The organism is Microbacterium imperiale, from assembly GCF_017876655.1.
In the GTDB taxonomy this organism is placed as follows: Bacteria; Actinomycetota; Actinomycetes; order Actinomycetales; family Microbacteriaceae; genus Microbacterium; species Microbacterium imperiale.
Genome location: NZ_JAGIOK010000001.1, coordinates 1,941,756 through 1,956,680, shown reverse-complemented (window position 1 = coordinate 1,956,680; position 14,925 = coordinate 1,941,756). Strand labels below are relative to the sequence as shown.

The following is a 14,925-nucleotide window of genomic DNA, read 5'->3' as shown; positions in this document are numbered from 1 at the left end:
GGACACGGGTCGACGTGGCGCGCGCCGGATCAACCGGCGAGAAGGACGAAGGATGCCGCGCCTGTGCCACCGGCGCTGTGCGCGCCGGAGACCCCCTCACGCCCGGAGGGCATCGGCAGACGGACGGTACTCACCCGCCCAGGGTACTCCCCCGACGTCGCGCCCGCTCTGTCGACGGCGCCGACCTACGGGGCGGGAACGACAAGCGCCGCGACCACCGCCGCGGCACACAGCGCGACGACCCCCACGATGCCGACGAACGTCACGCGGGCTCGTCGCTGAGGCTCGCGCCATGCCGCACGACCCGCGAAGACTCCCGCCACGCCGACAGCGCCGGCGCCCACGTATGCGATTGCTGCTTGCAGCGCGTAGTCCGGAGTCGGGAGCGCCGGGTCGACGGGCGCCACCGAATAGCGCATCGCGGCGACCAGAATCAGCGCGACGATCGCCGCCATGGTCGCGACCGATATGGCGAGCCCCGCCTGGGCTTTCGACATCCGCTCCCCCGTTCCATTCCCCGGATGCTTCAGTATCGCGCTCGGCCGAACATGCCTACGCTGGCCTCGATGACCAACGATCGGGGCCGACGTTTCGTCGAGGGCGCGGGCGCGCGACTCGAGCCGCACCATCCCCATCTCCTCACGACGCATCCGACCGCGCTCGGGTTGGTGTGGATGGGGACGATCGTCGCGCTACTCGTCGTCTGCGACCTCGCGGGCGGCCCCGGCTGGCTGCGGTCGCTGCTCGCGCTCACGGCGGCCCTGCCTCCGCTCGTGGCGACGTTCGCGGTGCTGTCGCAGACGCCGCGATCGCACCTCGAGTACGAGCCGTCGATCCTGACGCACTTCTTCGCGCGCTTCCTCGCCCTGTTCAGCGCGTTCATCTTCTGGCTCGGATCGGTCGTCATCGGCGGCGCCATCGCGGTACAGCTCACCGACGAGAGCGGGACCGACATCGAGACCGCGTGGGTGCTCGCCGGCCGGATCTTCGCGATGATCGTGCCGCCGGTGACGGTGCTGCTCTACTGCGTGCTGATCGTCCGGTACGCCGGTTATCTCGCCCGGCTGCGCGGCTGGGCGGCGGTGCCGACGCGTCACCGCATCCCGGAGACCTTCCTCGCGGAGGCGCCGCGCACCCGGCAGATCGTGATCGGCCTCGCCCACCCCGGGCTGCTGCTCGCGGCCGGCCTGCTCTCGACGCTCGTCGCGATCGCCCTCACGGTGCGGGCCGAGAGCCTGCTCGCCTGACCTGGCGACTCAGTCCACGGCGCCGCGCACGAGCTCGCGCACCCGGGCCTCGACCTCAGGGGTGACCTCGACGATCGCGAACGACGTCGGCCACATCGCGCCCTCGTCGAGGGTCGCCGTCTCGTCGAAATTGAGCGTCGGGTAGCGGGTGTCGAACTTCGACTTCGGCTGCACGAAGATGACGACCTTGCCGTCTCGCGCATAGGCCGGAAACCCGTAGAAGGTCTTCGGCGCGAGATCGGGCGCCTCTTCCGAGACGATGCGGTGCGTCATCCGGGCGACCTCGCCGTCGATGCCGTCGAGCTCGTCGATCGTCGTGATGCAGGCTTCGAGCTCCTTCGCGAGCTTCGCCGCACCCTTCAGCCCCTTCGTCGCGCGCAGCTCGTCGGCGCGCTGCTTCATCGCGGCCTTCTCCTCGTCGGAGAACCCCGCACCGCGACTCGTCTTCTCGGCCATTCCCGCCCCCTTCCCGCGCCCGCGACCAGGCGTCACGATCCGATCGTGCCACCTCGGCGGCGTCGCTCACAGGGAGCGTCGCTGCAGCCGTTTAGGCTCATGGCATGCGCGCGCGTCTCGGAGCCACCCTGCTCGTCCTGTCGGCTCTCGCCCTGGCCGGCTGCTCATCGTCACCGGCATCCGAGGCTCCCGACACGATGCCGACGGCGGATGCCGTTCCCGACGGCTCCTGCGCGTACGTCGAGGCCGCCGGTGGTGTGCGCGAGGTCACGGCGCCTCCCGCTGAGGCCGAGGTGTCGGGCGACGTCGCCGCGGTGCTGCAGACGTCGGCGGGCGACATCCCGATGACCCTGACGGCCGACCGCACCCCCTGCACCGTGGGCAGCTTCGTCTCGCTCGCCGAGCAGGGCTACTACGACGACGCCCCGTGCCACCGCCTCACGACCGAGGGCATCTTCGTGCTGCAGTGCGGAGACCCCTCGGGAACCGGCCGCGGCGGCCCCGGCTACCGCTACGCGGACGAGCTCGACGGCAGCGAGACCTACCCCGCGGGCACCGTCGCGATGGCCAACGCCGGCCCCGACACCAACGGGTCGCAGTTCTTCCTCGTCTACGAGGACACCCCGCTGCCCCCGTCGTACACCGTGTTCGGTCAGCTCGACGAGGCCGGCCTCGCCGTCGTGCGCGAGGTCGCTGCGGCGGGCACCGACAGCGGTGCGGGCGACGGCGCTCCCGCGACGCCCGTCACCATCACCGGCGTCTCGCTGGGCTGACCCGCGCCCGCGGGGATCGCGGCTTCGACGACCCCGGCCGCTCAGTAGGATTGAGCGCATGTCGAAGGTCCTCCAGTCCCTGCCCGTCGGCGAGCGCGTCGGCATCGCCTTCTCGGGGGGTCTCGACACCTCCGTCGCGGTCGCGTGGATGCGCGACAAGGGCGCCGTGCCCTTCACCTACACCGGCGACCTCGGCCAGTACGACGAGGACGACATCGAGTCGATCCCCGGCCGCGCGCTGCAGTACGGCGCCGAGGGCTCGCGCCTGATCGACTGCAAGCCGATGATGGTCGAAGAGGGCCTCGTCGCCCTCGCCTGCGGTGCATTCCACATCCGCTCCGGCGGCCGCACCTACTTCAACACCACGCCGATCGGTCGCGCCGTCACCGGCACGATGCTCGTCCGCGCGATGAAGGAGGACGGCGTCGACATCTGGGGCGACGGCTCCACCTACAAGGGCAACGACATCGAGCGGTTCTACCGCTACGGCCTGCTCGCCAACCCCTCGCTGCGCATCTACAAGCCGTGGCTCGACGCCGACTTCGTCACCGAGCTGGGCGGCCGCACCGAGATGAGCGAGTGGCTCGTCGCGCACGGCTTCCCCTACCGCGACTCCGTCGAGAAGGCGTACTCCACCGACGCGAACATCTGGGGCGCGACGCACGAGGCCAAGACCCTCGAGCACCTCGACGTCTCGCTCGAGATCGTCGAGCCGATCATGGGTGTGCGCTTCTGGGACCCCGCGGTCGAGATCGAGCCCGAGGACGTCTCGGTGACGTTCGAGGCCGGCCGCCCGGTGGCCATCAACGGTGTCGAGTACACCGACGCCGTCGAGCTCGTGCAGCAGGCGAACGCCATCGGCGGTCGCCACGGCCTGGGCATGAGCGACCAGATCGAGAACCGGATCATCGAGGCGAAGAGCCGCGGCATCTACGAAGCCCCGGGCATGGCGCTGCTGTTCATCGCGTACGAGCGCCTCGTCAACGGCATCCTGAACGAAGACACCCTCGCGACGTACCACGAGCAGGGCCGCCGCCTGGGTCGCCTGATGTACGAGGGCCGCTGGCTCGAGCCGCAGTCGTTCATGCTGCGCGAGTCGATCCAGCGCTGGGTGGGCTCGGCGATCAGCGGCACCGTCACGCTGCGCCTGCGCCGCGGCGAGGACTACACGATCCTGAACACCGAGAGCCGCAACCTGTCGTACTCGCCCGAGAAGCTCTCGATGGAGCGCGTCGGCGACTCCGCGTTCGGCCCGACCGACCGCATCGGTCAGCTGACGATGCGCAACCTCGACATCGCCGACTCGCGCGCCCGCCTCGAGCACTACGCCGGCCTCGGCCTCATCGGCGGCCCCACCGCCGAGCTCGTCGGCGACCTCGAGCGCGGCGGCGCGGCCGAGATCACCGAGAACGCGCAGCTCGACCCGGCACTGGCCGAAGCGGTGGATGCCGCCGGCGAGTCGGCCTCGTTCGACTTCGGCGCCGACTGACCCGAGGGCTGCTGCCGCCCCCGCGGCTTCCACCCCCGCCGATCAGGGCAGCATCTGCTCGGTGACCCGCAGCAGCACGACCCGCTCGGGGAACGAACCGGGCAGGTGCAGGCCCGACGTCGCGAGGGCTCGGCCGCTCATGACCACACCCGCGCCGTCGGCGTACCAGGGCGGGTCGGCGCGCCCGGCGTCGGGAGTGCCGACCGTCACGGGAGCGATCCGGTACCGCTTGTCCGGGTCGAGGCCCGGCACCGTGAACCGGCCCCGCGGCGACACCGCCGAACGGGTGAGGAAGGCGACGAAGATCAGCGCGGCCGACCGATCCGTGGCGATCGCGCCGTAGACCTGGAAGGCGGGATCAATTTCGTCGGCGCGGAACAGGTCGCCCCGGTGCAGCAGATCACGGTGCTCCTTGTAGAACCGGATCCACTCGACGAGGTCGGCGTTCTCCGCCGCGGTGGCTCTCGCGAGGTCCCACTCGATGCCGAAGTGCCCGAACAGGGCGGTTGCCGCGCGGAACGACAGGGCGTGCGCACGTCCGGTGGTGTGGTTCACGCCCGACCCGATGTGCGAGCCCAGCAGCTCGGCCGGCATGAGCTGCATCGTCCACCGCATCATCTGCTGACGCTCCAGCGGGTCGATGCAGTCGCTGACCCACACGCGGTCCGTGCGCTCGATGACACCGAGGTCGACCCGGGCGCCACCCGACGAGCACGACTCGATCTCAAGGCCGGGGAAGCGACGCTTGAGCTCGTCCATGAGCCGGTACGCGGCGAGGGTCTGCGCGTGAACGCCCGCCTCACCGCGCGGCGCGGTGCCCGCGTCGATGAGGTCGCGATTGTGATCCCACTTGATGTAGGCGATGTCGTACTCGGTGAGGATCGCGGTCATCGCATCGAGCACGTACTTATAGGCCTCGGGGATGCCGAGGTTGAGCACCTGCTGGTCGCGCCCGCGGACCGGCATCCGATCCCCCGTCTGCATGATCCATTCCGGATGCCGGCGCGCGAGCTCGCTGTCTTCATTGACCATCTCGGGTTCGAACCACAGACCGAACTGCATCCCGAGCGACGTCACTCGGTCGACGAGTCGGTGCAACCCGCCCGGCCAGATGCCCAGGTCGACGGTCCAGTCCCCGAGGCCCCGGTGATCGTCGCGGCGACCCGAGAACCAGCCGTCGTCGAGCACGTAGCGTTCGACGCCCAGCGCCGCAGCGCGCTCGGCGAGGTCGATGAGGCGGTCGGCGTCGTGGTCGAAGTACACCGCCTCCCACACGTTGAGCGTGACAGGCCGGGGCGAGGCGGGATGCGTCTCACGGCTGCGCAGGAACCGGTGGAAGCGGTGCGCCTGACCGTCGAGACCGTCGCCGTACGCCCCGTAGAGCCACGGCGAACGGTAGGTCTCGTTCTCGCCGAGCCGCACCTCGCCGGGCAGCAGCAGCTCGCCGCCGCCGATGACCTGGGCACCGGCCGACAACTGCTCGGCGTAGTGGCGGTGGTTGCCGCTGAAGCCGACGTGGACACCCCATACCTCGCCCGACCGGAAGCCGAACCCCGGCGTGCCGACGCTCAGCACGGTGGCCGCGTCGGGACCCGTTCGGCCCTTGCGCCCCTCGCGCTCGTGGATGCCCACCACGAGATCGCGGCGCTGCGGGACGCGCTCGCGGCTCCACCGCCCGCTGAAGTCGAGGATCTCGCGTGCCCGCACCGGGATCGGCAGGGCGAGCGTGACGTCCCCGACGCTGTAGACGCCGTCCCCGGGGTTGCGGAGCGTCGCACGAGCGCGCAGGAGTCCGCTGGCGAGAAGCTCGATCTCGAGGAGGACACGCAGTCCGGCGATCTCGTCGGTCGCGTCGATGCTGACGAGGGCGGCGCCCGTCTCGACGAGTCGCCCGTCGGTGCGAACAGCGTCCGCCGAGACGCCGCCGACGGTGACGGCATCCGTGACGAACTTCGGTGACCAGTCGGCGCCGTCTCGATGTCCGACGACGCCGGGCTTGCCCTCCCAGCCGGCGTGATGCTCGGGGAGGATCGCGACGCGCACGGGCTCGTCGACGACGTTGCCGGACGCCGGCTCGACCGCCGCGAGGGCCAACGCCTCGACCTCCGCCTCGCTCAGGGTCCCCAGGCCCACCCCCCAGTGGACGATCGCGGGAAGCCGCCCCTGCGTCGCATCGATGACGACGCTGACGCCGCCCGAAGCGAGATGCAGATAGGCGTCGGTCGGCACCGGGACCGCCGGCGCACTGCCGTCGTCGCGCCAGCCCCGACCGCTGCGGTCTCGCTCCCGCGTCATCCCGCGTTCTCGCGCGGCTCGATGAGCTCGCGCGTGTAGTAGTCGACGAGGCCGTCGGGCGAGCCCAGCACAGGCCGATCGAACCCGCCGGGAAGGTACATCGGCGTGACGAGGTACGACTCGCGCTCACGCTCGGAGTAGGCCCACTTCACACCGTTGGCGATCACGCGCTGGACACCGGGGTGGTGGTAGACGGGATAGACCTCGTCACCGGGGCTGAAGTAGAAGACCTTGCCGTAGCCGCGGCGGTAGGTGATGCCGCTGCGGAACACCTCGCCGCCCGTGAAGCTGCTGATGAAGATGAGCTCGTCGGGATCCGGGATGTCGAAGAGCTCGCCGTACATCTCCTGCCCGGGGATGATGAGCGGCTGCGGCACGCCCTCGGCGATCGGATGCCGCGGCGAGACCGTCCAGACGAGCTCGCGGTCGCTGCCGTCGTTGCGCCAGCGCAGGCTGCACGTCGTGCCCATGAGGCGACGGAAGATCTTCGAGTGGTGACCCGAGTGCAGCACGATGATGCCCATGCCCTCGAGCACGTGCTTCTGGATGCGGTCGACGACCTCGTCGGTCACCTCCTCGTGAGCGGTGTGACCCCACCACAGCAACACGTCGGTCTCGGCGAGCAGTTCCTCGGTCATGCCGTGCTCGGGATCGTCGAGCACGCGGGTGGTCACCGTCACGTCGTCTCCGAGCAGCTCGGTGATGCCGCCCGCGATGGTGGCGTGCATTCCGTCGGGGTAGATCCCGCGCACGACCTCATTGATCTGCTCGTGACGGTTCTCACCCCACACGACGACGCGGATGGCCTTCTTCGGTGTGACGGACATGGTCATCGAGCGCCTCCTGACGCGATCGCTGCCCGGGACGATCCCCAGGCGGGTGTACGGATGCCGTCGGCGGCGCTGGACCACGAGCGCAGCAGCTCGCGGACGTCGTCTCGCTGCTCGTCGGCGATCGCCTGGACCAGCGACTCCTCCAGCAGCTCGGCGAGAACGACCTTCTCGCCGCCGCGGTCGCTGCTGCGGATCGCTCCTTCGACCATGGCGAGGGTGAGCACGTTCGTCCGCACCTCGTTCTGCGGCGTGGCCCCGGCACGGAGCGACGCGACGAATTCTTCGAGCGAGCCCTCGATGCCTTCGCTCGCCGACGTCACCTCGACGGAGGCGCCCGCGGCGTCGGACTCGACGACGTCGTCGCCGTCCCAATGAGCCGCACCGCGCTCGGCATAGATGTGCCAGTCGCCGTTCCACGAAGTCTGCAGGCCCGGAGTCGCCCGGCTGCCCTGGTAGACGAATCGGGCACCGGAGCTCAGTTCGAACGTCGCGGTGGCGGCGGCATGACCGGCGAACCAGCTCCATGACGGGTTCCACGAGTCGCAGCGGACGCTGACCGGTTCGTCGTCGGTGAGATAGCGGAGCATGTCGAAATGGTGCACCGACATGTCCACCAGCAGCGGATGAGCCATCTGCTCGCGGAAGCCCGGCTCGTGGTCCTCGTGGAAGAACTGCGCGTGCACGACGCCGAGCGGACCGAGGCCGCCGGCCACGCCGCGGAACGCGGCCAGGTGGTCGAAGTAGCGCCGCGACTGGCTCACCATGAGGAGCTGCCCGGTCAGGTCGGCCAGCGCCACCTGTCGCAGCGCCTCGGCGACCGTCGGCGCCAGAGGCTTCTCGCAGAGCACCGGGTACCCGGCGCGCAGCGCCTCTTCGTTGACCACGCGGTGCGCCTGCGGCACGGTCACGTTGACCACCGCTCGCGCACCCGACGCTTTCGCGACGTCGCTGAGCGACGATCCCACGACGACATCGAGGCCGATCTTCGCGACGGTCGCCCGCGCCAGGTCGACGTCGAGGTCGACGACGCCGACGGTCTCGGCGTGCGGCGAGCGCGCCAGCATCCGCAACCACTCGCCGCCCATCGCACCGGCTCCGACGACCACCACCGGCAGCCGTTCCCGATCTGACATCCCGGTCATCCCTTCAACGCTCCACCGAGGCTCGACTTCAGCAGGTTCTTGCGCACGAGCATGTACAGCACGGCCGGAGGCAGGACGTAGACGACCGCGCTGGCGGCGAGGAGGCCCCAGTCGACGACGTTGCGTTCGCTGAACGCCCGGAACAGGCCGATGGCGAGCGGATAGAGGTCCTGGTTCTGCAGCAGCACGAGCGGGGTGAGGAAGTCGCCCCACGACCCCATGAACATCAGCATCGCCGCGGCGCCGAGGCCGGGGCCGATGAGAGGCAGCACGATGCGGCGCGCCGCCTGCAGACGCGTGTTGCCGTCGGTCCACGCGGCCTCTTCGAGCTCGATGGGGACGGCGTCGATCGTGCCCTTCATCAGCCAGAGCGTGACCGGGAGGCCGCTCACCGCCTGGACGATGATCAGGCCGTGCAGGGTGTTCGCGAGCCCGAGGTTGACCATGATGAGGTACAGCGCGACGATCGTCGCCGGTGCCGGGATGACGCGGATCAGCAGGATGCTGAACATGAAGAAGCGTCGCCCTCGGAACGAGAATCGCGACAGCGCATAGCCGCCCGCGATTCCGAGCACCAGGTTGAGCGCGGTGGACGCGATGGCGATGATGAGGCTGTTCATCAGCAGCAGCGGCGTGCCGGGTGCGGTGAAGAAGCGCACGAAGTTCTCGAACGAGAAGGTCGGCAGCTGCACGGTCGCCCCGGCGTTCGCGTCGACCGAGCTGAACACGACCCAGGCGAACGGGACGAGGCAGAAGAGGGCGAGCAGGACGATCAGCACGTAGCCGATGACGCGCTGCGCGAGGTCGACGGGGTGCAGCCGGCGCCGGCGCGCGACCAGGACGGGCGGGACGGATGCCGCGGGGCGGCTCTGGATGACGGTCATGTCATACCTCGATCTTCGCCAGGCGGACGTAGGTGAGGCCCAGCACGACCACGATGATGAGCAGGATGATCGACGCGGCGCTGCCGATGCCGATCTGCGAGAACTGCAGAGCCCGCTCGTAGATGTAGATCGCGGCGAGGCGCGTCTGCCCGCCGGGGCCACCGCGGGTCAGGAAGTAGACCAGCCCGAACACACCGACGGTGCTGATGGTCGTCAGGAGCAGGTAGAGGAACACGGGGCCGCGGATGAGCGGCAGCGTGACGTGGCGGAACACCTGCATCGCGCTCGCACCGTCCACGCGCGCCGCCTCGATCAGTTCGGCCGGGACGTCCTCGAGCGCGGCCTGGAACATGATCATGGCGAACGCGAGACCGCGCCAGATGTTCACGAGGATGATGGCGAGCATCGGTGCGCTCTGCAGCCAGGCCGTCGGCTCCGCGCCGAACAGTCCGGTCAGGCGGTTCAGGGTGCCCTCGGTGCTCGTGGCCAGCACGCTCGCCCAGGTCAGCGAGGCGACGACCTCGGGCACGACCATCGGCATCAGCAGGGCGGCACCGAAGAAGCCCTTCCCGCGGATCCACGGACGGCTGAGCAGCACCGCCGCGACCATGCCGAGCACGGTCTGGCCGACGATCGCCGACCAGAACAGGAACGTGCCCGTCTGCCCGAGCGAGTTGAGGAAGTCGGTGCTCGCGAGAAGGTAGGTGTAGTTGTCGAGACCGACGAACTTCGGGTCCCGCGCGGCGAAGCCCGTCAGCTGCGTGTTCGTGAGACTCAGCCAGATCCCGTAGACGGCCGGCAGCACGATGAACAGCACGATGAGCACGGCCGACGGACCGAGCAGCAACAGGACGAGCGGCCCGGTCCGGGCGCGCCGGCGCCGCGGCGCAGGCGGCCGGACGGCCGTCTGCACCGCGGCGGGAACGTCGGCGACCGACGTCATTCCTTCACCAGGGAGGGTCCGAGCAATTCGGTGGCATCCTTCACGAACGCCTCGTAGGCCTGCTGGCCGTTCGCCGAACCGCTGAGGATCAGCTCGGTCGCGGTGGCGACCGCCTGACCGATCTGGTCCGCACCGTCGCCGGTCACGACGAACACGCTGTTGGCCAGATCCTCGCCGGCTTGGAGCAGCTGCGGCTCCTCGGAGTACGGCGCCACGTCGTCGAGGTCGTCACGAGCGGATGCGGCGCCCGAGGCCACGAGCTGCTCGGCGAGGGGCTTGCCGCTCGAGAGGTACTTGATGAACTCGAACGCGGCCTCCTTGTGCTCGGAGTCCTGCGAGATCGCGTAGCCACCGCCGGTGCTGCTCCAGCCGTACGGCTCGTCACCGTCGCGCAGACCCGGCCACTGCCAGGTCGAGACCTTCTCGGTCAGGCCCTCGATCGGGGTCGCACCGTCGGGGCCCCAGTCGAACTTCCAGCCCCACGTGCCCTGCGCGGCGACCTGGATGTCGCCCTCGGGGAACTTCACGTACTTCGTCGGCTCCCACGGGTTCGGGTTCTGCAGATCCTCGACCGGCATCAGACCGTTGCTGACGAGGTCGGCGTAGAGCTCGAAGACGGCGAGCCAGCCGGGGCTCTCGAGGTCCCAGGTCCCGGTCTCGCTGTCGTAGTAGTCGGTGTCGGTGCCGCCGAGGAGGGGCTGGAAGCCCTCGCCCCACGTCCCGCCGCCCCAGGCGGTTCCGGCCGGGACGACGATCGGCGTGTCGCCCGTGGCCTCCTTCACCTCGACGAGTCGGTCGATCAGCTCGTCCCAGGTCTCGGGCTGCGAGGTGTCGACACCGATCTGCTCGAGGATGTCCTTGCGGTAGAAGAGGTTCAGCACGCCGGCGCCCGACGGCAGGCTGTAGATCTGACCGTCCTGCCGGGTCATGGCCTCTTTCACGGCCGGGTAGTAGTGGCTCCAGCCGTCCCAGTCCTCGAGGTAGTCGTCGAGCGGCGCGAGGTAGCCGGCGGACGACCACGCGATGGCCATGTTCTCGTTGATGTCGAGGACGTCGGGCGCCTGTCCCGCGATCAGCTGCTGCGTGAGCTTGGTCTTCAGCTGCTCGTCGGTGAGGAGGTCGGGGATGAGCTCGACCGTGATGTCCTTGCCCTGCTCCTTCATCGCCGCTTCGAAGCCGGGGATCTCCTTCGAGATCGCATCGATGTTGGTCTGCTTGCTCTCCAGAATGGTGATCGTCACGGGGCCGTCGGTACCGTCACCGCCGTTGCCTTCTCCGGCGGAGCAGCCGGTGAGTCCCGCCGCGGTGACCACGGTGGCCGTGAACGCAGCGACGACATACTTGCGCTTCATTGCGATGCCTCTCCTGGACTCACCCCGTCGGCCGCTTTGCCGATCTGTCGGGTCATCCGTTCTGCATGTTAGGACATTCAAAACGGGCTCGTCAATCATTCCGCGCCATTTTGTATTAACATGACATAGCGAAGATTTGTCAGGTCGGGAGGAGCGTGACGCGTGCTTGACGGCGAACAGCCGGTCGTCCTGCCGGCCGAAGAGCTGCTTCAGCCTACGACCCAGACCTCACCGTTGTGGGTCCGGCTTTCGCGGGGACTCGAAGGCGCGATCGCGTCGGGAGCGCTGCCCCCGGGAGCCCGGCTCGAGAACGAGGTGTCGATGAGCGAGCGCCTGTCGCTCTCGCGTCCCACCGTGCGTCGCGCGATCCAGGAACTCGTCGACAAGGGTCTGCTCGTGCGGCGTCGCGGCGTCGGCACGCAGGTCGTCCACGGCTCCGTCGCACGGCAGATCGACCTGACGAGCCTCCATGACGATCTGCAGCGCTCCGGCCGCGTGCCGTCGACGCGCGTGCTCGATGTCACCTTCGCCCGCGTCGGCTCCGAGATCGCCGACCAGCTGGGCGTCGACCCCACCTCGCGCGTCCTCAAGATCCGCCGCGTGCGGTACGCCGACGCCGTGCCGATCGCGGTGCTCGAGAACTACCTGCCCGAGACGTTCGCCGACATCACGGCCGAGCGACTCGCAGAGGTCGGCCTGTACCACGAGCTGCGGGACCGCGGTGTGACGCTGCGGGTCGCACGCCAGCGGATCGGCGCGCGCCGGGCGAGCGTCGACGAGGGCCTGCTGCTCGACATCGGGCGGGGCGCCCCCGTGCTCACCATGGACCGCACCGCCTACGACGCCGACGGCGCCGCCGTCGAGTACGGCCACCACTGCTATCGGCCCGATCTGTACGGCTTCGAGATGACCCTCGTCGACCGGTGAGGACTCCCATGTCGGCGACTCTCCAGGACGTGGCGGCACTCGCCGGCGTCTCGATCAAGACGGTGTCGAACGTCGTGCGCGAGTACCAGCACGTGCGGCCGTCGACCCGGGCCCGAGTGCAGGCCGCCATCGACGAACTCGGCTACGTGCCGCACAGCCTCGCGCGCCGCCTGGCCACCGGCAGGACGGGCATGATCGCCTTCGCGCTGCCCGCGATCGAGACCCCCTACTTCGCGGAACTCGCCGCCGTCGTCTCGACGGAGATCGGCGGGTTCGACTACCGCCTGCTCATCGAGCAGACCGCGGGCGGCCTCGCCGACGAACGTGCGGTGCTGCGCGGACGCGAGCAGGGGCTGATCGACGGGCTCATCTTCCAGCCGACGGTGCTCGACGCCGAGGCCATCGAGCAGTTGCGCGGATCGACCCCCCTCGTCCTGCTCGGCGAGATCGCCGCACCGCCCACGGTCGACCACGTGATGGTCGACAACATCGCCGCCGCTCGTGCCGCGACGTTCCACCTGCTGCATTCGGGGCGCACCAGGATCGCCTTCCTCGGCCACGTCCCGACCGGGGGCCACGCCACCGCGGGGCTGCGGGCGCGGGGCTACCTCTCGGCGTTGGCGGACTCGGGGGCGCACCGCGACGACGACCTGCTCATCCCGATGACCGGGTTCGGCGCCTTCGCCGCCGAGGCGGCCGTCGTCGATGCACTCGAGGCGGGCGTGCGCTTCGACGGTCTCGTGTGCTTCGACGACCTCGCGGCGATCGGCGCGATGAAGGCCCTGGCTCGATCGGGTCGCGTGGTCCCCGACGACGTCGGAGTGGTCGGCTGGGACGACATCCTCATGTCGCAGTTCACGAGTCCGGGTCTGACGACGGTGCGTCCCGACAAGTCGGCGCTGACCCGCACGGCGTTCCGGATGCTGCGCGAACGCATGGACGGCGCCGACGGACCCGGTCGACACGAGCTCGTCGGATTCGACCTCGTCGTTCGCGGCAGTACGGCGAGCTGATTTGCAGCGCTGGAAAAACTAGGCCACAGTGTTCCGCATGGAACCACTGACAGCGCCCGCATCCGACCTCGCGGGCACGTATCCGCGTCCGCAGCTGCGCCGTGCGGACTGGCGCAGTCTCGACGGCGAATGGCGCTTCGCCTACGACGACGCCGAAGTCGGCGCCCGCGAGGGATGGTTCCGCACCGGAGACTTCGCCCAGCGGATCGTCGTGCCCTACCCGCCGGAGTCGCCGCTGTCGGGCATCGGCGACCCGTCGTACCACCCCGTCGTCTGGTACGCCCGCACGCTCTCCGCCGCCGAGACCACGCGCGACGACGCCGACGCACGCATCCTGCTCCACTTCGGCGCCGTCGACTACGCCGCGACCGTGTGGGTCAACGGCAGCGCGGTCGCCACGCACGCCGGCGGCCATTCGCCTTTCAGCGCAGACATCACCGACTACCTCTCGGACGGCGGCGACGACCTCGTCGTGGTTCGCGCGATCGATCGCCCCCTCGACATCGGGCAGCCGCGCGGCAAGCAGGAATGGCTCCCCGAGCCGCACTCGATCTGGTACCACCGCACGACCGGCATCTGGCAGCCGGTCTGGCTCGAGCAGGTGCCCGCGACCCACGTCACCGAGCTCGCGTGGCGCACGACGCGCGGCACCGACAGCGTCGTCCTCGAGCTGCTGTGCAACCGGCCGCTCGGCGATGACGCCCGGATCGACGTCCAGTTGAGCTACGAGGGCACACCGCTCGGGCACGTGTCCGCGGCCTGGCCCGTATCCGGGGCGCCGATCATCGACATCCCCCTGCGCGACCAGCGCAACGGCCAGCACTACGAGAACCTCGTCTGGACCCCCGAGAACCCCCGCCTGATCGACGCCGTCGTCACGGTCACCGACGGGAACTCCGTCGACGCCGTCGCGTCGTATCTCGGGCTGCGCACCGTCGGCACCGCCGCGGGCCGGTTCCTGCTCAACGACCGGCCGTACTTCGTCCGATCGGTGCTCGAGCAGGGCTTCTGGCCCGAGTCGCACCTCGCGGCGCCCAGTGCCGACGCCCTGCGCGCCGAGGTCCAGCTGATCAAGGACATGGGCTTCAACGCCGCCCGCATCCATCAGAAGGCCGAGGACCCGCGCTTCCTCTACTGGGCAGACCGGCTGGGCCTGCTGCTGTGGGGTGAGGCGCCGGCCGCCTACGAGTTCACCCCCAGCGCGATGACCGATCTCACCCGCGAATGGGTGGAGCTCGTGCGCCGCGACCGCTCGCACCCGTCGATCGTGACGTGGGTTCCCCTGAACGAGAGCTGGGGTGTGCGCGACATCCTCACGGACGCCCCGCAGCGGGCTTTCTCGCGGGGGATCGCCGACCTCACCCGCGCACTCGACCCCACCCGCCCCGTGATCTCGAACGACGGATGGGAGCACACGCAGTCCGACATCCTCACCGTCCACGACTACGACGGCGACCCCGAGAGCTTCGCCCGGCGCTACGCCGACCAGGCGGCTCTCGCAGCGCTCTTCGCGGGTTACGGGCCCTCGCACCGGATGATGATGGCCGAAGGCGAAGCCGACACGGTCAACC

At 69.7% G+C, this 14,925-nt stretch carries 13 protein-coding genes and 1 pseudogene; 6 read left to right on the top strand and 8 right to left on the bottom strand.

Going from position 1 to position 14,925, the window contains the following annotated elements; genetic code table 11:
- Positions 1-185: 185 nt before the first annotated feature.
- On the bottom strand, positions 186-497 hold the full coding sequence (locus tag JOF37_RS09675) for a hypothetical protein (RefSeq protein WP_210006623.1): 312 nt from the start codon (positions 495-497) through the stop codon (positions 186-188).
- 69 nt (positions 498-566) lie between these two features.
- Here JOF37_RS09675 and JOF37_RS09670 point away from each other — a divergent pair, with 69 nt between their 5' ends.
- Positions 567-1,247 carry a hypothetical protein gene (locus JOF37_RS09670; protein ID WP_210006622.1) on the top strand — a complete coding sequence of 227 codons (681 nt, stop codon included), beginning with the start codon at positions 567-569 and terminating at the stop codon, positions 1,245-1,247.
- Between the two features lie 9 nt (positions 1,248-1,256).
- On the opposite strand, the gene JOF37_RS09665 is transcribed toward JOF37_RS09670, so the two are convergent.
- Positions 1,257-1,703: a hypothetical protein gene (locus JOF37_RS09665; protein WP_210006621.1), complete on the bottom strand. Its 447-nt coding sequence runs from the start codon at positions 1,701-1,703 to the stop codon at positions 1,257-1,259.
- A gap of 104 nt (positions 1,704-1,807) precedes the next feature.
- Here JOF37_RS09665 and JOF37_RS09660 point away from each other — a divergent pair, with 104 nt between their 5' ends.
- Together JOF37_RS09660 and argG are read left to right on the top strand one after the other, a co-directional pair.
- Positions 1,808-2,476, top strand: coding sequence for a peptidylprolyl isomerase (locus JOF37_RS09660; RefSeq protein WP_210006620.1), 669 nt, complete (start codon positions 1,808-1,810; stop codon positions 2,474-2,476).
- Positions 2,477-2,534: 58 nt separating this feature from the next.
- Positions 2,535-3,965, top strand: a complete 1,431-nt coding sequence (argG, locus tag JOF37_RS09655; protein ID WP_210006619.1) for an argininosuccinate synthase — start codon at positions 2,535-2,537, stop codon at positions 3,963-3,965.
- Between the two features lie 42 nt (positions 3,966-4,007).
- Here the strand turns inward: argG and JOF37_RS09650 are convergent, their stop codons facing one another.
- The 6 genes from JOF37_RS09650 to JOF37_RS09625 are packed head-to-tail and all read right to left on the bottom strand — an operon-like array spanning position 4,008 to position 11,414.
- Positions 4,008-6,260, bottom strand: coding sequence for an alpha-galactosidase (locus JOF37_RS09650; RefSeq protein ID WP_210006618.1), 2,253 nt, complete (start codon positions 6,258-6,260; stop codon positions 4,008-4,010).
- Positions 6,257-7,093, bottom strand: a complete 837-nt coding sequence (locus tag JOF37_RS09645) for a ThuA domain-containing protein (protein ID WP_210006617.1) — start codon at positions 7,091-7,093, stop codon at positions 6,257-6,259. The genes JOF37_RS09650 and JOF37_RS09645 overlap by 4 nt, the downstream gene beginning before the upstream one ends.
- Positions 7,090-8,235, bottom strand: coding sequence for a Gfo/Idh/MocA family protein (locus JOF37_RS09640; RefSeq protein ID WP_210006616.1), 1,146 nt, complete (start codon positions 8,233-8,235; stop codon positions 7,090-7,092). Before JOF37_RS09640 ends, JOF37_RS09645 begins: the two co-directional genes overlap by 4 nt.
- Complete coding sequence (locus tag JOF37_RS09635; protein ID WP_210006615.1) at positions 8,232-9,119, bottom strand: carbohydrate ABC transporter permease; 888 nt, start codon at positions 9,117-9,119, stop codon at positions 8,232-8,234. The genes JOF37_RS09640 and JOF37_RS09635 overlap by 4 nt, the downstream gene beginning before the upstream one ends.
- Before the next feature lies 1 nt (position 9,120).
- Positions 9,121-10,062, bottom strand: a complete 942-nt coding sequence (locus JOF37_RS09630) for a carbohydrate ABC transporter permease (protein WP_210006614.1) — start codon at positions 10,060-10,062, stop codon at positions 9,121-9,123.
- Positions 10,059-11,414: an ABC transporter substrate-binding protein gene (locus tag JOF37_RS09625; RefSeq protein ID WP_210006613.1), complete on the bottom strand. Its 1,356-nt coding sequence runs from the start codon at positions 11,412-11,414 to the stop codon at positions 10,059-10,061. Before JOF37_RS09625 ends, JOF37_RS09630 begins: the two co-directional genes overlap by 4 nt.
- A 162-nt stretch (positions 11,415-11,576) precedes the next feature.
- On the opposite strand from JOF37_RS09625, the gene JOF37_RS09620 reads away from it, so the two are divergent.
- From JOF37_RS09620 to JOF37_RS09610, 3 genes and pseudogenes are all read left to right on the top strand, one after another.
- Entirely contained in the window at positions 11,577-12,341 is a 765-nt protein-coding gene (locus JOF37_RS09620; RefSeq protein WP_271175022.1) for a GntR family transcriptional regulator, read from the top strand.
- Positions 12,342-12,349: 8 nt separating this feature from the next.
- Positions 12,350-13,354 carry a LacI family DNA-binding transcriptional regulator gene (locus JOF37_RS09615; RefSeq protein WP_210006612.1) on the top strand — a complete coding sequence of 335 codons (1,005 nt, stop codon included), beginning with the start codon at positions 12,350-12,352 and terminating at the stop codon, positions 13,352-13,354.
- 37 nt (positions 13,355-13,391) lie between these two features.
- Positions 13,392-14,780 (top strand): annotated as a pseudogene (locus tag JOF37_RS09610) (glycoside hydrolase family 2 protein); the annotation flags it as partial.
- Positions 14,781-14,925: the final 145 nt, after the last annotated feature.

What these genes read in the sequence shown, in the direction of transcription:
- JOF37_RS09675 (WP_210006623.1), bottom strand. Translation starts at nt 497, where the DNA reads ATGTCGAAAGCCCAGGCGGGGCTCGCCATATCGGTCGCGACCATGGCG.
- JOF37_RS09670 (WP_210006622.1), top strand. Translation starts at nt 567, where the DNA reads ATGACCAACGATCGGGGCCGACGTTTCGTCGAGGGCGCGGGCGCGCGA.
- JOF37_RS09665 (WP_210006621.1), bottom strand. Translation starts at nt 1,703, where the DNA reads ATGGCCGAGAAGACGAGTCGCGGTGCGGGGTTCTCCGACGAGGAGAAG.
- JOF37_RS09660 (WP_210006620.1), top strand. Translation starts at nt 1,808, where the DNA reads ATGCGCGCGCGTCTCGGAGCCACCCTGCTCGTCCTGTCGGCTCTCGCC.
- argG (WP_210006619.1), top strand. Translation starts at nt 2,535, where the DNA reads ATGTCGAAGGTCCTCCAGTCCCTGCCCGTCGGCGAGCGCGTCGGCATC.
- JOF37_RS09650 (WP_210006618.1), bottom strand. Translation starts at nt 6,260, where the DNA reads ATGACGCGGGAGCGAGACCGCAGCGGTCGGGGCTGGCGCGACGACGGC.
- JOF37_RS09645 (WP_210006617.1), bottom strand. Translation starts at nt 7,093, where the DNA reads ATGACCATGTCCGTCACACCGAAGAAGGCCATCCGCGTCGTCGTGTGG.
- JOF37_RS09640 (WP_210006616.1), bottom strand. Translation starts at nt 8,235, where the DNA reads ATGACCGGGATGTCAGATCGGGAACGGCTGCCGGTGGTGGTCGTCGGA.
- JOF37_RS09635 (WP_210006615.1), bottom strand. Translation starts at nt 9,119, where the DNA reads ATGACCGTCATCCAGAGCCGCCCCGCGGCATCCGTCCCGCCCGTCCTG.
- JOF37_RS09630 (WP_210006614.1), bottom strand. Translation starts at nt 10,062, where the DNA reads ATGACGTCGGTCGCCGACGTTCCCGCCGCGGTGCAGACGGCCGTCCGG.
- JOF37_RS09625 (WP_210006613.1), bottom strand. Translation starts at nt 11,414, where the DNA reads ATGAAGCGCAAGTATGTCGTCGCTGCGTTCACGGCCACCGTGGTCACC.
- JOF37_RS09615 (WP_210006612.1), top strand. Translation starts at nt 12,350, where the DNA reads ATGTCGGCGACTCTCCAGGACGTGGCGGCACTCGCCGGCGTCTCGATC.